Annotated in this window: 19 protein-coding genes; 11 read left to right on the top strand and 8 right to left on the bottom strand. The window is 60.3% G+C overall.

Annotation, left to right across the window (positions count from 1 at the left end; translation table 11 throughout):
* Positions 1–93: 93 nt before the first annotated feature.
* Positions 94–948, top strand: coding sequence for a hypothetical protein (locus tag JO015_08100; GenBank protein MBV9999060.1), 855 nt, complete (start codon positions 94–96; stop codon positions 946–948).
* 100 nt (positions 949–1,048) lie between these two features.
* Here JO015_08100 and JO015_08095 read toward each other — a convergent pair whose 3' ends face one another.
* Positions 1,049–1,390 (bottom strand): EamA family transporter, encoded by a 342-nt coding sequence (locus JO015_08095; GenBank protein MBV9999059.1) that lies wholly within the window; start codon positions 1,388–1,390, stop codon positions 1,049–1,051.
* Positions 1,387–1,746 (bottom strand): EamA family transporter, encoded by a 360-nt coding sequence (locus JO015_08090; GenBank protein MBV9999058.1) that lies wholly within the window; start codon positions 1,744–1,746, stop codon positions 1,387–1,389. The genes JO015_08095 and JO015_08090 overlap by 4 nt, the downstream gene beginning before the upstream one ends.
* A 169-nt stretch (positions 1,747–1,915) precedes the next feature.
* Between JO015_08090 and JO015_08085 the strand changes: the two genes are divergently transcribed.
* Complete coding sequence (locus JO015_08085; GenBank protein ID MBV9999057.1) at positions 1,916–2,815, top strand: fatty acid desaturase; 900 nt, start codon at positions 1,916–1,918, stop codon at positions 2,813–2,815.
* 40 nt (positions 2,816–2,855) lie between these two features.
* On the opposite strand, the gene JO015_08080 is transcribed toward JO015_08085, so the two are convergent.
* A complete protein-coding gene (locus JO015_08080) occupies positions 2,856–4,079 on the bottom strand; it encodes a GNAT family N-acetyltransferase (GenBank protein MBV9999056.1) in 1,224 nt (407 codons plus the stop codon).
* Positions 4,080–4,334: 255 nt separating this feature from the next.
* Here JO015_08080 and JO015_08075 point away from each other — a divergent pair, with 255 nt between their 5' ends.
* Together JO015_08075 and JO015_08070 are read left to right on the top strand one after the other, a co-directional pair.
* Complete coding sequence (locus JO015_08075) at positions 4,335–5,426, top strand: PIG-L family deacetylase (GenBank protein MBV9999055.1); 1,092 nt, start codon at positions 4,335–4,337, stop codon at positions 5,424–5,426.
* A 115-nt stretch (positions 5,427–5,541) separates the two neighbouring features.
* Entirely contained in the window at positions 5,542–6,015 is a 474-nt protein-coding gene (locus JO015_08070; GenBank protein MBV9999054.1) for an SUF system NifU family Fe-S cluster assembly protein, read from the top strand.
* 84 nt (positions 6,016–6,099) lie between these two features.
* Here the strand turns inward: JO015_08070 and JO015_08065 are convergent, their stop codons facing one another.
* Complete coding sequence (locus tag JO015_08065) at positions 6,100–6,516, bottom strand: hypothetical protein (protein MBV9999053.1); 417 nt, start codon at positions 6,514–6,516, stop codon at positions 6,100–6,102.
* 308 nt (positions 6,517–6,824) lie between these two features.
* Here JO015_08065 and JO015_08060 point away from each other — a divergent pair, with 308 nt between their 5' ends.
* Positions 6,825–7,433 carry a nitroreductase family protein gene (locus JO015_08060; GenBank protein ID MBV9999052.1) on the top strand — a complete coding sequence of 203 codons (609 nt, stop codon included), beginning with the start codon at positions 6,825–6,827 and terminating at the stop codon, positions 7,431–7,433.
* Between the two features lie 630 nt (positions 7,434–8,063).
* Positions 8,064–8,837, top strand: coding sequence for a hypothetical protein (locus tag JO015_08055; GenBank protein ID MBV9999051.1), 774 nt, complete (start codon positions 8,064–8,066; stop codon positions 8,835–8,837).
* Between the two features lie 255 nt (positions 8,838–9,092).
* Here JO015_08055 and JO015_08050 read toward each other — a convergent pair whose 3' ends face one another.
* Complete coding sequence (locus JO015_08050) at positions 9,093–9,836, bottom strand: glycosyltransferase family 2 protein (protein ID MBV9999050.1); 744 nt, start codon at positions 9,834–9,836, stop codon at positions 9,093–9,095.
* A 617-nt stretch (positions 9,837–10,453) separates the two neighbouring features.
* Between JO015_08050 and JO015_08045 the strand changes: the two genes are divergently transcribed.
* Positions 10,454–11,650 carry a TIGR03118 family protein gene (locus JO015_08045; protein ID MBV9999049.1) on the top strand — a complete coding sequence of 399 codons (1,197 nt, stop codon included), beginning with the start codon at positions 10,454–10,456 and terminating at the stop codon, positions 11,648–11,650.
* 484 nt (positions 11,651–12,134) lie between these two features.
* Here JO015_08045 and JO015_08040 read toward each other — a convergent pair whose 3' ends face one another.
* Entirely contained in the window at positions 12,135–12,443 is a 309-nt protein-coding gene (locus JO015_08040; GenBank protein MBV9999048.1) for a DUF4082 domain-containing protein, read from the bottom strand.
* Positions 12,444–12,706: 263 nt separating this feature from the next.
* Between JO015_08040 and JO015_08035 the strand changes: the two genes are divergently transcribed.
* Positions 12,707–13,594, top strand: coding sequence for a DUF4082 domain-containing protein (locus JO015_08035; GenBank protein ID MBV9999047.1), 888 nt, complete (start codon positions 12,707–12,709; stop codon positions 13,592–13,594).
* Positions 13,595–13,867: 273 nt separating this feature from the next.
* Here JO015_08035 and JO015_08030 read toward each other — a convergent pair whose 3' ends face one another.
* Positions 13,868–14,893, bottom strand: a complete 1,026-nt coding sequence (locus JO015_08030; GenBank protein MBV9999046.1) for an HAF repeat-containing protein — start codon at positions 14,891–14,893, stop codon at positions 13,868–13,870.
* Between the two features lie 1,520 nt (positions 14,894–16,413).
* Here JO015_08030 and JO015_08025 point away from each other — a divergent pair.
* From JO015_08025 to JO015_08015, 3 genes are all read left to right on the top strand, one after another.
* Entirely contained in the window at positions 16,414–17,349 is a 936-nt protein-coding gene (locus JO015_08025; protein ID MBV9999045.1) for a DUF4082 domain-containing protein, read from the top strand.
* A gap of 272 nt (positions 17,350–17,621) precedes the next feature.
* On the top strand, positions 17,622–17,816 hold the full coding sequence (locus JO015_08020; GenBank protein MBV9999044.1) for a hypothetical protein: 195 nt from the start codon (positions 17,622–17,624) through the stop codon (positions 17,814–17,816).
* Positions 17,817–18,255: 439 nt separating this feature from the next.
* Positions 18,256–18,648 (top strand): transposase, encoded by a 393-nt coding sequence (locus JO015_08015; protein ID MBV9999043.1) that lies wholly within the window; start codon positions 18,256–18,258, stop codon positions 18,646–18,648.
* An 85-nt stretch (positions 18,649–18,733) separates the two neighbouring features.
* Here JO015_08015 and JO015_08010 read toward each other — a convergent pair.
* Positions 18,734–19,952, bottom strand: a 1,219-nt coding sequence (locus tag JO015_08010) for a right-handed parallel beta-helix repeat-containing protein (protein MBV9999042.1), incomplete at its 5' end; no start/stop codon positions are given.

The raw sequence follows: 19,952 nt of genomic DNA, 5'->3' as shown, positions 1-19,952 counted from the left end.
CGAACTCCGAACTCCGAACTCCGAACTCCGAACTCCGAACTCCGAACTCCGAACTCCGAACTCCGAACTCCGAACTCCGAACTCCGAACTCCCATGCAAGCGCCCTTTGCCCGGTTGATCGATCTCGACGGCGCCTGGCCCACCGATATCCTCGGCGCCGGGAACCACCTTGACCGCCGCGCCTGGGGACCTCGAATCCGTTACTGCGCGCCGGCGCGCGAAATCGAAGCATTCTGGGCGGAAACTTCGGCGTCGGTGGCACCTTTTACCCTGTACGGCTCGGGCGATTACCACCATTTGTCCGCGCTATGGCTCCGCCCGTTGCGCGAACCGTTTACGCTTATCTCATTCGACAACCATCCGGACTGGGATACGCGGCCACCGGCCTGGTGCTGCGGTACCTGGCTGAACCAGGCTTTCAGGCAACCGCAGCTTGAGACCGTGATCGTCTGGGGCTGCGCAAATTTCGAACTGAATGCGCCGCACCGGTGGTTCGGCAACCAGAAGGCCGTTGCAGCGGGCCGGTTGCTGCTCATGCCCTGGCGAGATCGGTTCAGCCATTCGGCCCAGCGGCGTTACCCCGGGATCACGGCGGACACCTGGCGGGCGGAGTTTACCCGCCGGCTCGGGCAGATGCGCGGCCGCAGCGTTTATGTCACCATCGACATGGACTGCCTGCAACCCGGCGACGCCGTGACCGATTGGGAACAGGGCCTCTTCACAGTCGAGGACGTCGCCTGGGCGTTGAATGAACTCCGGCGCGAAACCCGGGTTGCGGGCGGGGACCTTTGCGGTGCGCACTCGCCGGCCGCCTACGTCCGCTGGACTCAACGTAAGAACGCGACCATGGATCACCCCAAAAAACCGCCCGTCGACCCGCAGACCGCGTTACGGACCAACCTGCGAGCGTTTCAACGGATCTGGCCGGCCCTCACCGGCCAGAAGTAAAATGCCGCAAATACGGAAGCAACGCGGCGGCTCGCCCCTTCATCCTTCATGTGGGGGAATTGTGGCATTTTTCCGGGGGCGGCATTTAATTTGAAGTCCGTCAGCTCAGGGAGATCAGGATTGAGCCGGCCACGATCAGGACCACCCCGGCCCAGAGCCCCTGCGTCATTCGTTCCTTCAAGAAAGCCGACGCCGCAAGGACCAGGATGATGCGATCAAACCCCTCAAAAGGGTAAAGGTAACTGAGCTGAAAACGTTTGAGCAGGCCGAGCCAAACGAAAAAGCCGACCGTCATCGCCGCGACCCCGGCCGCGATTCCGGCGGGCCGGCGCCATTTTCGTTCCGGTGCGCCTTCTCCGCCCATCGCGTGTTTAAAAAAGATCTGGCCGGCGACGGTGCAGGTCTCCGAGACCATCAACAGAATAAAATACGCGAGGGTCACAGGCGTTCCTCCATCCGGGAAAGCGGCCGGGCGATGAGGAGCACGCCAAGCGTGACCAGGGCGATGCCGAGCCAGCGAATCGGGGGAACTTGTTCACCGAGAAAAACCCAGGAGCCGAGCGGCACCAGGATGTAAGTCGCCGCTCCCAGGTTGAATGCAATGATCAGCGGAACGGACCGCAAGGCGTTGAGCCAGCACACCAGGCTGGTCAAGGTGGAGACGATCCCGCCCCAAAGGGCCCAGGAGGTGAACAACTGAAGGTTGACGGTATGGGGGCCATGATTGCCGTCGCTCGCCACCTTGAAGAAGATCTGGCTCGCTGAAGAGAGCACGATACTGAACGAGATTTGCAGCAAAGGGTGAAAATACCAGGGTGATCGAGGTTTTGGCGCTTGGCCGGAGGCGATCATGGGTGCTGGTCCCGGCGTAACTACGGATTGGTTCGACACGACTGAATTAGACTGGAAAGTTTTCTACGTGACCGTTGCAAGTCTTCGTGTTTCCATTTAGCGTGTCAATTCGGATATGAAGATTTTGGCCCATTCGTCAACGGATTGGATACCGGTGGCTTCGCAGTTGCTGCACACCGCATACCTGATCACCATGTTCATGGTGTTTCCGTACGCACCCTGGTGGATTCTGCTGATCATGGGCCTTATCTATTCAGTAAGCATTTCCTGGAACATCAACGGGATCGCCCATAACCTGATCCACAACCCCTATTTCGCGTGGAAGCCGCTGAATTGGGCGTTCAGCTGGCTGTTGTCGGTTACGGTGGGATTTTCGCAACAGTTTTACGAGGTGTTTCATAATAAGCACCATCAAGGCAACAGCGACCGGCGGGACGAGCAGGGTGAAACGGTTGATCTGCTCTCCATTTACCGGCACGGCCATGACGGGGAACCGGAAAATCCGTGGAGGTACACGTTCCTCAGCTATTTCCGGGATGATCCGATGCCGATCTTCCAGGACCTCAAAAAACGGCGTCCGTTCACGGCTTACTTCGCGGTGTTCGAGATTGCCTCGTGGGCTTCGTTGTGTCTGCTCGCCTTTTTCCTGAACTGGAAGTTCATGCTCTTTTACCTGCCGTTTTACTATTTCGGCCACTGCCTCTCTTACCTGAACGGGTACTTTCTCCATTACGGCGGCAACCCGGACGTCCCGCTTGCCTGGGGGGTGAGCAGTTATAACAAACTGTACAACGTGCTTTGGTTTAACAACGGCTACCATGCCGAGCACCATTACAAACCGAAGGTGCACTGGACCAAAATGCATGAGTTGCACGTAAAGATTCGTGGGCAGCAACAGGCCGCCGGGGTACGCGTAATCAAACCACCGCACGCGCTTGGCTTTCTGGATCCGGACCTGCCGAAACCTGCCGTGACGATGAAGGGACCGTCCGGGGTGTCGGAAGCTTCTTCCTGAGCGGCGCGTAGAGCTGCGTCCCAGCACGCAGACGGGCGGATCAACCGAACAATTCGGCGTAATTCGGAAACTTCCGGAGCACCGGTTCGTAACGGACCGGGCCCAGGTAATCCATGGCGATCCGCAGGAGCGGATTTATCAACTTCGAACGATGGCGTGCATAGACGTCCTGCGCCAGCAACTCGAGCCGCAAGTGCAGTTTCGGATCGTAGTTCAACGGCCCAGCGTGATAGGTGTGGATGCCGTGTTGCAGGCACCACTGGATCACGTCGCGCCAGGTCACAAAGTAAAGGTGCAGGTCCAGGGCCAGGGAGTAATCAAAACCGACGTCGAGATCATGAAGGGTACCGTCGTGTAACAAGCACAGGTTAAACGCGATGATCCTGCCTTCCTGCCGCCAGAGGAAATACCGGGTTTTGTCCGGCAACAAGGTGCTTAAGGCCAGGAAATACTCACGGTTAAGCACCTCGAAACTCATCCTGGCGCGTTTGTAGACCTGCAGGTACAGCGGCAGGATCGCATCGATGTAGGGCGTGACGTCGGACACCACCTCCATCGTGATCGGAGGATGCTGGCTGAGCGCCTTGAACTTTCGCCGCAGATTCTTTCTGAAGACCTTGCTGAGCTTTACCTGCATGTATTCTTCGAAGCTGGCAAAGTCCAATCGGAGCTGCGCCGAGGGCATCCCCGGCATCCGGGCGAACCCGTGATTGGTGAATTCGCGAAAGAGCAGGCGGTACTCGGAGGGGAAATCTTTGAGCATCACCAGGGAGGGACGCGCCACTTTTTCGTAGGCGCCAAGGGCTTCACGCAAAGCCTCGCAGACCCACGCCTCGCGCAGGTCGAGTTGCCCCTCACCCGCCGGGCTTCCCACCATCAGGATGGTCAGGTAAAAAAGCTTCGGCCACCGGCGTCGCAGGGCCGTCACCCAGGCGCGAACGGACGGCGGCAAACCCGCCGTGAGATCCTGGCTGACGAAGAAAAAGGGCTGCACGGCGGCGGCACCGTTCGCCTCATTGCGCAGGACAAGAAAGTGTTGGCTGAACTGATCCTTCAGCGTCTGTTCGGTCACCTCGTAAAAGCGGGCGTCCCGGACGTACTGCTGGAACGCATCGCGCCAAAGCCGCGGGTCGATTTTAGCCGCCGCATCGAAGACCCATGCTTGCCCGACCGAGGTACGCCCTATCCAGCTCGCCTCGTGAGCGAGATTTTGAATTTGTCCCAGGGTAATCCCGAGCCGATCCGTTTGCGCCGTGAAACTCACAATCTGCCAAATTTTACTCTTTGCTGCAGGATGCGTTGCCCTTGGAAGAATGCAACCACGTGCAAACGATCCCCGCGTAGTTTGTGGTTGCAGTTAAATTGATTTGCATAATCTTGGGAACCCATGTCAAGTAAGGGAGCGCCCCAGCACGCAAGGCTTTTGGCATTCCTCGGCAGGAGCCGAGCGAGTCGCCGGAAGCCTGTTGGGTCCGTCGTGCCCCCGACCAGTCCTGCCGGCTCTCTCTCAATGGTCAACATGTTTTCTGCAGAAGATCGAATTCTGGTATTTGCACCTCATCCCGACGACGAGTCGTTAGCGGCGGGCGGATTTTTACAACGCGCTTTTCAGGCAGGAGCGCCTACCCGCATCGTGTATGCCACCAGCGGGGATAACAACCCCTGGGCGCAACGCTTGTTTGAGCGCCGGTGGCAGGTCGGTCTGGCTGATCGTAAACGCTGGGGTGAACGGCGCAAGAAAGAGGCGCTAAGGGCGCTGCGCGTGCTGGGCGGGTCCGAAGACCAGGCGGTTTTTTGGGATTTGCCCGATCAGGGAATCACCAGTCTCCTGATGCGCGCTATCCGGCCGGCCTTTGACCTTTTGCGCGAGCAGATCCGGGAATGGAAGCCGACCCTGGTATTGCAACCGGCCGCGGAGGACGTGCATCCTGATCATAGCGCCCTGCACGTACTTTTGTCCCTGGCCTGCGCGAGTTTGCCGGACCCGCCTCCCACCACGCTCAATTACGTCGTTCACCGGGCCCAAGCCCCCTTGCCCGAACCGGCGCATACGTTGAGGCTGGCGGCCGAAGAGGTTAATACCAAACTCGCAGCCATTCTGGCGCATGAATCCCAGGTGGCCGCCAGCCGGCGGCGTTTCACCGCGTACGCGCAGCCTGAGGAATGCTTTTACGATGAATTAAGCGATTTTCTCCTCCAGCCGCCGGTCCGGAACGTGTCGATCCAGAATGGCGAACTCTCCATTGAGATCGCCATGGAAGCGCTGGCGGGCGACCGGGTGGACTTGCTGCTGGTGATGCAGACCGAAGGGCTGGAATCGATGCGCTGGAGCCTGGCCGTGCCCCGTCTGCGTGGCCCCGCGTTTCTCCGGGACGAAGTCACCGGCTCGCTCTTGCACGAGGTTCAGGTTGCCCGTAATGCCCGCAGCCTTTACATCCGGCTGCCGGACGTGCCGCCCTTGCAGAGGGCCTTCGTCAAACCTCAGAGCCGCACGCTGTTCTTCGATCGGGCCGGCTGGATCCGGGTTCCTCGTTTCACTCTGGATACCCCGCGCAGAAGCCGGCTCCCGAGGCCGGGAATCAAACGCCACGTCATAAGCTCGCTGGCCTGATTTCGATTCAAAAATCAGCGGTTATTACCGGGAGGACCATGCCGACAACACAACCGGGGAAATTGAGCGGCTGCTGAATACTTTGCGTTCAGCCATCGATTATTTCGGCGCTTGAATGGAACTCGACGAGCTTTACCAGTCCATCATTCTGGATCATGCGCGGCGGCCTCGAAACTTCGGTGAACTGGCCCCGCCGGCGGTCAGGAGCGAAGGTTACAACCCTTTGTGCGGCGACCAGATCACCCTTTATGTGCGCAAAGGCCCGGACGGCACGGTCGATGAGGTTCGGTTTACCGGACAGGCATGCGCGATCTGTATGGCGTCGGCTTCTTTGATGACGGCGCAGATCAAGGGGAAGCCGGTGCAGGAGGCCCTGCGACTCGAGCGCGAGTTCAGCGGCTTTCTGACCGGACCGGATGACCCGGGCCCGGCCTTGGGGAACCTGCGGGCGCTGGCAGGCGTTAAACGATTCCCGCAACGTTTGAGATGCGCAACCCTGGGCTGGCATGCGCTCGTGGATGCATTGAAACAACCGACAGGATCAGAAACGGCGGAACCCGAGGCGAGCTCCCGCGGGACGCAGCCCTGAGGCGCGTTTCACGCCTTCGCCCGGCTTGCCCCTCTGCAGCTTTCCCGGGACATCCCCAACGCCGGTTAAGCGCTTCCCGTCAACTCAGCGCGCCGCGTTCACGTATCGCTGCGCCACGGCCCCGGCATCCTCCCCGTCTTCGGCGTACGTTTCCATGAAGGCGCGGATGCTTTCGCAGCTTCCAAACGCTGCAGCCAGGGACCGCTGCGTACAGGCTTTACGCTCTTCACCCGTCATCGCCTCCAGGAGGTCAAAGACCGATTTTTGCACGTCTTTGGCGTCCGGGTAGCGGTCCAGCGTATAGACGACCGAGATTTCCTGGCGTCCATGGTCATCGAGACGCACGATGCGGTGAGAGTCCAAACGGTAACGGGCTTCGTCCTGGAAGCCGGCATCGGTGAGCGCGTGGACAAGGCACCACGGTTCGCACGTGGTCAACCCGTCATGAACCCGCACGTCGTCATCGAGCCCTTTCAGAAGGTCAATGAGTTTGTGAGCCATAGGGGATGCTCCGGAAAAACACAGGCTAGGCCATCCCGGACGGCATTGCAAGCACCTGGATGCTTCTGACCGGGAAACGGTCTGCCACTGCCTTGGAACCTAACCTAACACATCCTAACTGATAGAAGCGCGGCCCTGCCCGCGCCTAACCTTCCATCCGGGATCATCATCCGGATAGAAAACAGGGGGGGTAACCGGGCTTTTGTTAGGTGGAAAACCGTTCTATCTACCGTTGCAGCCGGCCGGTGATCAGGCAGCCGGTTTTACCGCAGCATTGACATCGGCATTAGCCGCAAGAGAATGCGGTTATGAGTCAATTGCCAAGAGCCGAGCAGCACCGAATGGCTGATTTTCCCATCGAACCGCTTTTCCTGAAGCGCTGGTCACCTCGCGCCATGAGCGGAGAACCGTTCAGCGAACAGGAACTGTTCACCCTCTTTGAAGCCGCCCGCTGGGCCCCGTCGACTTATAACGAACAGGAATGGCGCTTTCTTTACGCGCGGCGCGACACGCCGTCGTGGCCCTTGTTCTTCGACCTGCTCGTCGAAGGCAACCGGGCCTGGTGCCAGAATGCCGCGTTGCTGACCGTCATTCTCGCCCACAAGACGTTTCAGAAAACCGGTAAACCCAACCCCGTGCACGTGTTTGACTGCGGCCTCGCCTACGAAAATCTCGCCCTCCAGGGCACGGTGATGGGATTGGTCGTTCACGCGATGCAAGGCTTCGATTTTGAGAAGGCCCGCACGGTTCTCGCCGTACCCGATGATTATGCGGTGGTCGCGATGTTTGCCGCCGGACATCCAGGTGATCCCGGCAAATTACCCGAAACGTTGCGCGAGCGCGAGGAGCCATCCGGGCGCAGGCCGATCCGGGAACTTATGCAGGAGGGTGCCTTCGGTCGGGCGGGCACAACCTAAGAGTTCACACGGTCACACGGCGGGCACAGCGAAAAGGCGGGCACCACGTAAGAGTTCACACGGCGAACACGGCGAGCCACGGCGAACACGGCGGGAAGAGGAGGAGGAGTTCGGAGCTCGGGGTTCGGCGTTCGGAGCTCGGAGGCGTCGTAGAACCAGGTCCGATCTCCCCCCGAAGGTCAGGCTCGCCCGGCGGGAAGACGGAATCATCCGCAGAACACGCAGAAGAACGCAGAAAAGGATCCACGAAACCGGAGCTTGACATCGGCATCTCGCCCCCATGCTGCCGCTCCGAACTCCGAACTCCGAACTCCGAACTCCGAACTCCGAACTCCGAACTCCGAACTCCGAACGCTTTCCCCCTCTTCCCGCCGTGGTCGCCGTGGCTCGCCGTGTTCGCCGTGTGAACTCAGTCGTTGTGCCCGCCTTTTCCCTGTGCCCGCCGTGTGACCGTGTGAACTCAGTCGTCGTGCCCGCTTTCTCCCGCTGTGGCCGCGGTGTGCCCGCTCTCAGGCGCGCATAAACCCTATTAAAAAAGTAGACATTAAGCTCGCCGTTGCCTATGCTGGCGTTCATCACCAGCCATCGCTGACGCTGGTGCCTTCCACCTTAACGCCAACGCCAATGCTCATGCCGAACCAACTCGCCTCCGGTCCGTCCTGTACGCTCCCGCCTGCGCTTGAATCGAATGAAAGCTGGTTAGCGCCCCTGAACGCCCTGGCTCACCAGTCAGCCAGCCTGGCAAGGTGGCGGAGCTTTCGCGCAGGCGGGAAAGTAATCCCGAGTTTCGTTTTGATCGGTCCACGAGGCCGGGGCCTTCCGATTCGCCTGGCCCTGATTGCCGGCTTGAGCGCTGAGGATACGGTGGGCAGCGCCGCCCTCGCCAAACTCCTGGTCGAGCTCGATCTCGCCTCCCTGCTCGCGCAGGACTATGCCCTGTTCGGCTACCCGCAGGCCAACCCACGACCGCGCGGTAGCGGCGGCCGCGAGTTCACGAATGATTTCTGGTGCGGGTCGGCCGATCCTGCCGTCCGCTTCTTTGAACGGGAGCTTGAGGGCAACGCGTTTGACGCGGTTATTTTCATCCAGGGCAATCAGCCGATCTCCGGGTTTCAGATACGGACCTGCAGTCGGTTGATCGCCACCGAGGTGCTCTGGCCGGCCGTCGAGCTGGCACAGCGGTTCGTGCCGCTCGCACCGGAACCGATCCGGCTCCGGCCGTCCGCCGGCTTTGAACCGGCATCGATTTTTAATACCGGCCACGTGCGGCCGCGCCCGTTCTGCCTGAGCCTGTGCACGCCCCGCCAGCAGTCCGGCGAGAACCAGATCTCTGCCATCATCTTCAGCCTCAAACAAATCCTGCACCATTACCGCGCCGCGATCAGGTATGCCGGATACCTGTAAACCACCCGAACCGGATCTGAGTAAGGGGCATCCGGTTGGTTCCTGGGCGCGTCGAGATTCCCCTTAAATCCTATGGGGAACTCCCTTTGTGGGCGCAGGGTGACCAGCTTTCAGCACCACTTTACACCTGGACCGGGTCACCGGGTGATCAGCATGTAAAGAAAACTTGCCATGCCCAAGCCTAACATCAGGTGATCCAGCCACCACGTCGATCCGAAAATTTCTGTCACGGTTGCGGATGATTTCGGGTGGTCATTAACTGAGCCGCGGTTCGCTGCGGAAGCTGGCGGCCTTATTGCGCAAGAGGTTGAATTTCAGAATGTACCAGAGGGCGTCGATGCCGTCCTTAACGCCGATTTTCTTGCCTTCCTCGTAAGTGCGCCCGTAGTAGGAAATCGGCACCTCATAAATGCGTGCGTCGATTTTCCGGCACTTCGCCACGAACTCAATCTCGAATCCAAAGCCTCGTGATTCGATCAGCATGGAGCGGAAAATCACGCCTCGAGCCGCTTTATAGCCGGTCTCGATGTCTGTCAGGTTTAAATCGGTCAGAATGTTGCTGAGCAAGGTCAAAACTTTGTTGGCCAGAAAGTGCCGAAAGTAGAGAACCCGGCCCGCTTTGCGTACAAGAAATCGCGAACCCAGACAAACGTCAGCCTTGCCGAGCACGATCGGATCGATCAAAGCCGGTATTTCCTGCGGATCATACTCCAGGTCGGCATCCTGGATGACGATGATGTCTCCGTGAGCGTGCTCGAAAGCGGTTCTCAACGCTGCCGTCTTTCCCAGGTTTTGACGGTGAGTAAGCACCCGGATCCGCGTTTCGCGTTCGGCAAACACCCGGCATTGTTCAGCCGTCCCGTCCCGCGAAGCGTCGTCGACGATCAGGACTTCAAACAACGTCGGAACGCATTCAAACAACCGGGTCAATACCGCTCCGATCGTCTTCTCCTCGTTGAAAGCCGGGATAACGACGGTCAACCTTGAATCTGGCGTCATGCAAGCGTTCTACTGGGTTCCAGCCAAACGGCTCACGAGGGAAACCGATGCAGGCCCGGCAAGCCCCCCTCAAGCCTGGCACCCCGCGAGCTTAAACTCCGGCCTGGGCCAAATCAAACCAAACGGGATCCGGTCAAATAAACAGCGCCCGCATAACGCGGCGTTGACTCAACGGACGTAAATCCCGGCACGCGTAAAGCCGCGACGTGCACACCTGACCCGCCAAGGGTTCGCACTTTGCATGATGATTTCGTGTGCCAAAGGGCTTTCGCCTTAGTAGATAAATTAGTTCGTAAATGGACTTATTATATAGCCAGGAATGAATATGGAGAATCTGACTAGCCACCACGCAGAGGACCGACGGGGCTAGCCAATGGTCTCGACCATGTGAAGGACGACTGCCGCTGCTTCGGTCTCACCCAGCCGCTGCCTGATGCCGCGAGGCAGTGTCCTGACGCGCACGTAACTGCATCTCCTTCTAATTTGAATTGAAATAACCGCGCAAGTTTGGTAGGCATGGAGGCAGGTAGCCCACCCCCCGGCGGGGTTGGCCTGTGTAGACCTCGTAGTCACGGCCATTCGGCGGCGGGTGCCCGCAAAGAACCTACATTATGAAAATGCGTAATCATTCTTACATCCTTCGCCGTTTTAACATCGGCGCCATTGCCGTCGCTTGCACGTTGCAGTTCTTTCCGAGTGTTTTCCTCTCGGAACGTGTTCAGGCGCAGGAAGGAGGAAATCCTGGAGGAACCGAAGGAACTCCTGCCGGAACCGTGTTCAACTGGGTCAACCTGCAGAGCGACATTGCCGGGGTTGCCCAGAATACAGACCCCAATTTGTCATGTGCATGGGGTTTGGCCCTGAATCCTTACACAAACAATTTCTGGATTGCCGACAACAATCCCGGCGCCTCGACCTGTTATCAGGCCGATGGCACGCCCGTTCCGCTGGTTCCGAGCAACACGTCGCCGGTGTTCACGGTCACTATCCCACTCGCTGGCACCATCGATCCAACCTCCCTTACAAATTCCGGAGCGAGTTCCTGGCCTACCGGCGTCGTTTTCAACCCCCCGATCGCGAACGGATTTCTGATCGGGGCGAATGCACAACCTGCGACCCTGATCTTCGCGGCCGAGAGCGGCACCATCTCGGCTTGGAACCCGGACGTGAACCTGTCCAACGCCGTCATAGCGGTGGACAACTCAGCCAAGGGGGCCGTCTACAAAGGCCTCGCTTTAGCCACCCTGCCAAGTGGGGACGTACGACTCTACGCAACGGATTTCCACAACGGGAAAGTCGATGTCTTCGACAGCACGTTTACTCCGGTAACCCCCGCGGGCGGCTTTGTGGACCCGAATCTGCCGGCCGGATTTGCGCCGTTCGGCATCGCGAACATCAATGGACTGATTTATGTGACGTACGCAAAGCAGTTGTTGCCGGCGGCAGTGGAGGAAGACAACGCGCCGGGCAACGGCTTTGTCGACGCGTTTGACCTCGACGGTAAGCTGCAGCAACGCCTGATTTCTCAGGGCCCGCTGAACAGCCCCTGGGGGCTTGCCGTGGTGCCGGACGCGTTCGGCAAATTCGGCCCTCAGACCCTGCTGGTCGGCAACTACGGGGATGGCCACGTGAATGCCTTCGACATCAGTACCGGGGTCGGAACGTATGTCGGGACGTTGCAGAATGCGAAGGGCCAACCGATAGCCATCGATTCCCTTTTTGCGCTGTTCTTCTATGGCAGCCGCCTCTACTTCACGGCCGGCATCGCCGGCGAAAGCCACGGTCTATTCGGCTACATCGTCAATGTACAGTAGCTCCCGGTCACCCGTGCTTTCGTAATCGTTTATCCTCAGCCAGAGACTTCAGATTAGCGGGGGCGTTTTCGGTACGCCCGATTTCGCCCAGGGCGCGCCCAAATCCCGGAACCACCAGGATTTGGGCGCACGGCTCTTACCGGGGGCTTTCGCCCGCTCCAAGGCGCTCGGCCGCGCCACGCGGGGGGGCTCATATCGCTACAAGGTCACGAACCCGGTACAAAAACCACCGCAACCCGCTAACACCCTTTGGACAATTATCCCGGTGGAATGCCGGCGGAGGGGAGGCTGCCGGGTGCTCCGCACGGCGCTATACCATTTGGACGATTGATTATCCCGGCAACCGTTCGACCGGATTTCAGCCCCGAAGGGGCGCTGGAACATAGCCCAGGGTTTACGCTGCTGCCACTTAGTTAAGGATACAAGGCCGGGTATTGCTTTCGTCCTGGAGGGACGAAAGCAATACCCGGCCTTGTATCCTTAACTAAGTGGCAGTGGGATAAAACTCTGCGCTAAGCTCTCCCGGCCCGTTGGGCTTAAGACAGAATTTCACGTCGATGCTGCTCGAAATAGTATGACTGGCCGCGCCGTAGATGTAAGAGGGAAAGCCGCCGCTACTTCCATACGCGTAAACGCCGTTGCCGCCGCCAGCCGCGCCGGCTGGAGCCGTTAGTAATCCGCTAGCAAGCGAATCAAGAAAGTAGTTTCCGTCTTCCGAATAGAATCCGTTGGGCACGTAATAAGGGGCAATGTAGATTTTTATTCCCGCAAGGCAGCGGTCATCCACTTCCAGATCATCTCACCATCGCCATCCATCGGAACGATCGGCAGCCGGCGTAGCTCGGTAAAACCCCGCTTGTTGATGCGAGCATCGAAAATGCGACATCCGCCTCAAGGCGCCTCGCCTTTTGAGCGCTGCTGGCTTTTCGCGTCAAATCGCCGCATCGTATCGTATTTTCGATGTTCATATCGCTAAAAGCCGTCAAAATATCTGGTGCACTTCGTGCCATTAACGTCACCCGGGGCGCGCGGTGCCCTGTGTTATCGAACCGGCAGATGCCCGGTGACACCGCCCGGCCGCGGCAACTTCTGCCGGACCGGTCGCCGGCGCATCGATGGTCGGCCACCCTCTGCGTGGCGGTGTCGCTCCTGCTCGCAGCGGCCTGGGCGATGGGGGCCCAAGCCGCTCAGACCGTTACGCTGGCTTGGGATCCCAATCCCGCCTCCGGCATCGTCGGCTATCGTATTCACTACGGCATAGCCAGCGGCGTCTACACCCACACCAGCGACGCGGGCAGCCGCCTCACCGCAACCATCTCTGGTCTGACCAACGGACGGACCTACTTTTTTGCCGTTACCGCTTATAACCGCGAAGGACTCGAAAGCTCACCCTCAAGCGAAATAGTGTACACGGCAGGTGCGGTGAGCCTGTTCAAGCCCGGTGCTGCGCCGTCCATTATCACCGTCAACGACAGCCACCCGGTGGAATTGGGCGTCAAGTTCCAGAGCTTGACTGCCGGCAAGGTGATTGCGATCCGATTTTACAAGGGTCCCGAGAACACGGGGTCGCACACGGCTCACCTCTGGAGCGCTTCGGGCAGCGTATTGGCCCGGGCGGTCTTCTCGGGTGAATCGGCCAGCGGCTGGCAGCAGGTCGACCTGCCGAGGCCGGTGCCGATCTTGGCCAACACCACGTACGTCGCCTCCTACCACACGGACAGCGGCCATTACTCGGCCGATGGTAGCTATTTCACAATCGCCCGTAAGAACGGCTCGCTCCTGGCCTGCGCTGACCGCACCAGCGGCGGCAACGGCGTTTACACGTACGGGGTCACGAGCAGTTTTCCCAAAGACACCTATAATGCGAGCAACTACTGGGTCGACGTTGTCGTCACGACCGACTCCTTCCCGGTTGAGCGGACACGGCGACTCAAGGGCAACTGAAGGCAACGAGGTTTTCTGAAAGACGCGGTTCATGGCCGGCACGCCTCAGGGCAACAGGACCTTGTTGGTGCAGGACCTGCAAGGGTACGAGTGGGACGCCGAGGCCAAAAGCGGGCCGGCGCACCCATGCCGGCCCGGTACAGGGTTGGCGCCGGCCGCGGGTTGCCCGGTCCCCGATCTGGCGGGCAACCTAATCGACCAGCGGGGAAGCCTCCCGGGCATGGACGGAGAAATCCCCGTTCGCATCCAGGCAACGCCGCCGTGCCGGTCCGGTCAAGGGCGAGTTTTAACGAGGTTGGCGCTGTAAAGGAACGCGTGGACCGGAGCGATACCGGCCGTCGTCGAAGCGCCGACGACTTGGTTCAGATCGTTGGCCCCTGAGGCGCCGCTATTGGTCCCGCCGAGGGTGCCCAGGTCCTGCATCCGGCCGTTGCTGTAAACGAAAGCGTGCAGCGCGTTATCGCCCGACGTGTAGGAAGAACCGACGACCTCGCCCCGGTTATTAATCCCGTAAGCGTAGCTGGAGGTCCCGCCGAGGGTGCCCAGGTCCTGCATCCGGCCGTCGCTGTAAAGAAAGGCGTGGGTTGCAACGTTGCCCGGCGTAAACGAATCCCCGACGACCTGGCCGCGGTCGTTAATTCCCCAGGCATAGCTTTTGGTCCCCCCGAGGGTGCCCAGGTCCCGCATCCGGCCGTCGCTGTAAAGGAAAGCGTGGGTGGTACTGCCGCCGAGCGTATACGAATACCCGACGACCTGGCCGAGGTCATTAATCCCGGAAGCGTAGCTGGAAGGCCCGCCGAGGGTACCCAGGTCCTGCATGCGGCCGCCGCCATAAAGGAAGGCATGGGTCGTGGCGTTGCCCAGCGCCTGCGAATAACCGACGACCTGGCCGAGGCGGTTGACCGCGGCAGCGTAGCTGTTGGCGCCACCCAGGGTGCCCAGGTCCCGTATGCGGCCGCCGCCATAAAGGAAGGCGTGGGTCGTGGCATTGCCCAGCGTGTCCGAATCCCCGACGACCTGGCCGAGATCGTTGACTCCGGAGGCCTCGCTCTCGACGCCGCCCAGAGTGCCCAGGTCGTGCATGCTGCCGCCGCTGTAGAGGAAGGCGTGCTCCGGACCGTCGCCCGCCCCGCTGGGGTCAGAGGCCGTGGTCGAGAGGCCCACCACTTGGCCGAGGTTGTTGACCCCGGAGGCCTCGCTGTAGTTCCCACCGAGGGTGCCCAGGTCGGTGAGGGTGTAGCTTCCCTGCGCTTCCGCAGCAGGCGCCAGCAACGGCCATGCCGGGCCTGCCGCCAGCATCAGACCGTGGAGGAGGTTCCTTCGCCAAGCCACGCGTTTGCCGAAAGGGCGGTTACAAAGGGCAAAGAAAGCGCGCGTCACGTTACTACGGGTTTGCATCGGTGGTTACTACTCCTGTTCTCTTTACAGTAAGATTCAGTAAGATTCACACTTCTACCCCGTTTTATTCGTCCCGGTCACTCGACGGAATGCTGAATAATTCTAGTATTTATAAGGGGGAGGGCCGGGGGCGGCGGCCGCGCACCAGGCGCAGTACCGCGCCGGCGCCGGTGCGCATGGCCGGCCGCCGGGTGCGACGAGCCTGGGGGAAATGAGCAACGTTACCAAAAGCCCGGCAAACGTCTGCCGTGGGTAGCCCGGGGTGCGGCGCCGGAAGCGGCGCACCAAAAGGTTCAGACAAACCGCGTGACCGAGGCTGGGCCGATCGGACGGATGGCCCCGGCTCTGGACGGCGTGCTTACCGTAATGCAGATCGGACAAGCAGCCCGGGATCGGGTCGCCCGGGCGACGAAGCACGCCGGAGCCGCCGCGGTCTGCTGGAGAAACAGCTCGCGGTCTGCACCAATTGTTTCCGATCACGGGTACCTACCGTTAGGAAGGCAAGACGTTGGAGAAGGCCGAAACGGTTCTCATCGTCAAGACCCGATCGGGCTGTCGCACTACCGTTGAGGACGTTTCATCGCGGAGATCGCGCCGTAATCGGTTAATGGGGGATTTTCTCAAGCGGCTAAACACCGAAGTGCCGGGCGCTCCGCAGAGTAGGCGGTCGGCGGCCGCATTCTTGTGTACCGGGCGTCAAGCGTGCGCGGGGAACGGGAGATTTCTGCGTCAAGGCCCCTATCCTGACGGGCGGTCGTTCTGGGCAAAAGGCCAAGCGGGTGGGCAAAAGTTCGTACGCATGCGATCCGGAAAAACGCCGTGAAACTGCGGGTTCAAGCACCAATTATGCAAACGAAGTTTTGCCTGCGTACTTAGCTCAATGACAGCGCGGGAAGGCGCTCTCCCGTACCGTTCGCCGGGTACTTGGGCCGGCTCGGCGCCGACCGGTGAGCTCCCCTCGCCGGCTTCAGCCTATCAGCCGCGTCTACTCGGGGCCCTCGGCACGCGCGGAGCCCTTTCGAATGCAAAATCCGATCGCCGCTCCTCCTGAACCAAAATGCAAGCTCCACGGGATTGTCGGCTGAACCCAAGGGGCGTTTTCCTTACCTCCGTATCTTCTCCTTACCTCTCTTACCAGTTCTTCTACTTACCTCTTCTTCATCATCTTCTACTTGCCTTTTGATTCAGACCATTTTAGTCGGTTTATTTTTTGTACTCTGTTCACACCGTGTACTCGATCCACACCTTCTACTTACCCGGCCAAAAAAAGTTCTTCATCATGAACATCTAGGCTTGCATAGGGAGTGAACCAATGCGAGACCGGAACTCCGCACAGGGTGCTGTAAGCACACAACCCGCCCGGAGATTCCAGGCCTCGCTTACACTGCGCATAAGCAACGATAACAGAAAAAAATTGAGATATGCAATCTGCCGTGCCACCGACGCCCCTGAACCGTACGTACCGTTTTGAGCCATCAAACCGGCCGCCCCGCGACGTCGTCCGACCAAAACGGTGCGCTTATCGATCGTCCGCGCAGCGGCGGACGGCCGCCCTGCGGCTGGCCGCATGGTTGTTGCCCGCCCTATCGTGGGTGACGGCAGCAGCGGCTCAGAGCGTCTCGTTGGGGTGGAACGCCAGCGGCAGCAGCGGCGTCACCGGCTACCACGTGCATTACGGGCTGTCCAGCGGCAGCTACACCCAGGTCACTGATGCGGGAAATAATCTCAGCGCCACCATCTCAAGCCTGACCGCCGGGCAAACGTACTTTTTTGCCGTTACGGCCTATAACGGCGCAGGGCTCGAAAGCGCGCCCTCAAATGAGGTGTCGTACACGCCCAGCGTCTCGTCATCGCCCGCTCCGATCACGGTGGGGTCCGGCCTGTTCAACTCGGGGTCCGTGCCGTCCAACGTGACGATCGACGACCCCAACGCGGTCGAGCTTGGCGTGAAGTTTACGGTGGCCACCGCAGGCAAGATCACCGCGATCTGCTTTTACAAGGGCCCGCAAAACACCGGTACGCACGATGCGCACCTCTGGAGTTCAACCGGCACCCTTCTGGCCTCGGCGACTTTTTCCGGGGAGTCCGCGAGCGGCTGGCAACAGGTGACGCTTCAGAACCCGGTTGCGGTCGCGGCGGGCACGACTTACATCGTGTCCTACCATACGAACGGGTACTATTCGGAGGATGACTACTACTTCAGCAATTCGTACACTAACGGCTCTTTGACGGCCCCGGCCAGCGGGTCCAGCGGCGGCAACGGCGTTTACGCGTACGGCGGCAGCGGCAGCTTTCCCTCGAACACCTACAACGCGGCCAATTACTGGGTCGACCTGGTGTTCGTGCCGGGAACGTGAGCGCTTTGAATCCTGGCCCGGCCAAGGGGCCGCCTCAGCGGCCGGCCGAAGGACGGATTTGTGTACGGAACGAGGGCATCGTCCAACTCGAAAAGGAGAAAAGGGCCCCGGCCCTGGGGTGGCGATTGCGTTCGGCGCCCTTACCCTCACCTCTCCCCGGCCGGTGCCCTCAGACGCGGGGCGGGGGCGGAATTTTGCGTCGGAAAGAGCTTCACGGTTCGGGCGTGCAAACCGCAAGGTGCGCCATCATCCGTTTCGTGCCAAAGTCCCACATGCAAAATCCCACCACCCCCACGGTCACCGCAGGCCCCACGGAAACCAAGTCCGTGGCGACTCCGATGATCGCCGTACACCTGAATCCGGTGCACCAGCGAAGGCTGAAGCAAGTGTGCGACGTACAACACCTTTCTCCCGACGAACTCCTGATCAAGGCTCTCGAGGCTTACCTTGAGGCCCACATCAAGTAGCTGCGTTCAGAAAGAGCTGTGCCCTTTCAGGTGCAAAAATCTCGGAAATTCCTGATCTGATTCCAGGGCAGTTGGGTCAGGCGGCCCCGCCACGAGCGACGGCTTGCCTGTCTCGGGACCATTTCTCGAGGGCATCAGGGGCAGGTTGACGACGGACCGGCATTGCCATTCGACTGCCGATTAAAAGAGTGGGGAATCCTTGTGTTTCTCCCGGCACCGGCCCCGGCCGGCAGGTGCTGAAGAGGGGGTTCTGTGGGAGGCTGGCTTGTCCCGTCGCAGCCAGCGGCTGGCCACCGCCCAAGGGCAGGCCGGCATTACCCTGGGCGGGGAGCCTGCCGCGCGGCTGGCCACGGCATGGCCACCAGCGCCGATATGGTGCTGCGGCTGCCTTCGCAGACGGCGCCCCCGTTGCCCTCGGCCCGGCAGTCGGCTTGGTTGTTTGTTGGTCCAAGCCTGGGAAGACTTGGGGCCGGCCGAAGCGGCGATCCTGACCCGCGTTGCGCAACGCCCGAAGGCCCGCGGTATAGATTTAGCTCAGCGCCTGACCGGGTTGGCGCGCCGCTGCAACGCCGGCCGCGATCAACCGCTGACGGATCCACTGCTCGTCCTGACCTCTTGGTTCACGGGCGCCGGCGCCGGCGCGATTCCGGCTTTGGAAACCTTCGCGGCCGGGTTGCAGCAGGGTAAGGCGGCGGTGAAGGTCGCCCTGACCCTGCCTTATAGGAGCACCCAAGCTGAAGGCCGGATTCACGAGTTGAAGCTGATTAAGCGGCAAATGTGCGGGCGGGCTACCTTCGGCATACTTCGCCGTCGGGTGCTCCTGGCCGCCTAACCTTCAGCCTCGTTGGAGCAACCCTTGACATCGCCCGCCATAGCCATGATCCGGTTATCCCTCCGCTTCTTTTGAGGACAGATGACTAGCTGCCCGCGATTCGCAAACCGGTCGGCGGCGGCGGCGGCGTCGGCGTCGGTTGCTGCGTTGAGCTGCCGCTGGAGTACTGATACGCCCCGATGGTCCATCCCCCGGAGCCACCCCGGGTATTCCCATCCATGTCCTTGTTGATGAAGCCGTTTGTGGTCAGGGGCAGGCCCTTCTGGAGCGCTGCCGCCCCGGCTGCGGTCAGGTGAAAATTTCCCGTCGTACTGCTGATGAAGGGGTTTGTGCCAAGCGCGAAAGAGTGCGGTTCACTGCCGCTCGGCCACGAGTATCCGTTGACGGTCGCCGGGTAATAGGCGTTATAATCCGTATTGACGGCATTCTGGTTCTCAATCCCGTTGGTCGCGTTGAAAAACACGTTGTTGTAGCACTGGGTGGTGCTTGCCACGCTGCCTTGCGCCTGGATGTAGGCATAACTCTGGCTTGGGTCCCGGCCCGCGAACACGTTATTGTAAATGAAAACCGGCCCATAGGAGCTTCCGGTTTTAAACGTGATCATGCTGTAGGTGCAGGAATAAAATACGTTGCCGTAGAAATAGTAGTTTGTAGCGCCTCCGAACTCGAAGAACAGCCCGTCGTCCGGCGAGTTATAAAAGGTGTTGTAACGCCAGGTCACGTTCTGGCCCGGGTAGGAATAACAAATATCGTCATGATCGACATTGTCGGTCGTCAGGTCGTGGATCGTGCAATACTGGATGACGACCCCGTTCCAATTGGACGCCCGGAACGCTTCGCAAAGCTGGTGAACGATGCAATGATCGAAGGTGACGTTGGTAACGGTGTTGCTGCTCGGGGCCCAATTGAACCCATAGCGCCCCCACGACAGGCCCGAGGTTGCGGACGGCCCGATGATCTCGACGTTCGAGATCGTCACGTTGGCGACGTTCCCGTTTTGAGCCCCCTGCGAGGCGTTCCCGCCGCTGGAGGGGATTTGGAGCAGGATGCCCGAAGCGACCCGCCCGTCGACGGTGATGTCGTGGCCGGCCGGGATCGAGAGGAAGGGCCAGTTTGACCCGCTAAAGGCCACTTGGGAATCGAAACTCGAGTTCCATCCCGCCGCGCTTGCGGCCGCCGAATCGGTTGACCGCGCGCGCAGGACCGTCACCGGGCTGCCCGGGCTGCCGCTCGCTTGTATGGTGAGGGGTGCCGAGTAGCTGCCTCCCGCCAGCCAAACCGTATCTCCCGCCTGAATGCTGCCC

The organism is Verrucomicrobiota bacterium, from assembly GCA_019247695.1.
Lineage (GTDB): Bacteria > Verrucomicrobiota > Verrucomicrobiia > Chthoniobacterales > JAFAMB01 > JAFBAP01.
This window is presented reverse-complemented; position numbering and strand designations above follow the sequence as displayed.

Bases quoted from the DNA above. Each gene is read 5' to 3' on its own strand.
- JO015_08100 (MBV9999060.1), top strand. From the start codon at position 94: ATGCAAGCGCCCTTTGCCCGGTTGATCGATCTCGACGGCGCCTGGCCC.
- JO015_08085 (MBV9999057.1), top strand. From the start codon at position 1,916: ATGAAGATTTTGGCCCATTCGTCAACGGATTGGATACCGGTGGCTTCG.
- JO015_08075 (MBV9999055.1), top strand. From the start codon at position 4,335: ATGTTTTCTGCAGAAGATCGAATTCTGGTATTTGCACCTCATCCCGAC.
- JO015_08070 (MBV9999054.1), top strand. From the start codon at position 5,542: ATGGAACTCGACGAGCTTTACCAGTCCATCATTCTGGATCATGCGCGG.
- JO015_08065 (MBV9999053.1), bottom strand. From the start codon at position 6,516: ATGGCTCACAAACTCATTGACCTTCTGAAAGGGCTCGATGACGACGTG.
- JO015_08060 (MBV9999052.1), top strand. From the start codon at position 6,825: ATGAGTCAATTGCCAAGAGCCGAGCAGCACCGAATGGCTGATTTTCCC.
- JO015_08055 (MBV9999051.1), top strand. From the start codon at position 8,064: ATGCCGAACCAACTCGCCTCCGGTCCGTCCTGTACGCTCCCGCCTGCG.
- JO015_08050 (MBV9999050.1), bottom strand. From the start codon at position 9,836: ATGACGCCAGATTCAAGGTTGACCGTCGTTATCCCGGCTTTCAACGAG.
- JO015_08045 (MBV9999049.1), top strand. From the start codon at position 10,454: ATGCGTAATCATTCTTACATCCTTCGCCGTTTTAACATCGGCGCCATT.
- JO015_08035 (MBV9999047.1), top strand. From the start codon at position 12,707: ATGCCCGGTGACACCGCCCGGCCGCGGCAACTTCTGCCGGACCGGTCG.
- JO015_08030 (MBV9999046.1), bottom strand. From the start codon at position 14,893: ATGCTGGCGGCAGGCCCGGCATGGCCGTTGCTGGCGCCTGCTGCGGAA.
- JO015_08025 (MBV9999045.1), top strand. From the start codon at position 16,414: ATGCAATCTGCCGTGCCACCGACGCCCCTGAACCGTACGTACCGTTTT.
- JO015_08020 (MBV9999044.1), top strand. From the start codon at position 17,622: ATGCAAAATCCCACCACCCCCACGGTCACCGCAGGCCCCACGGAAACC.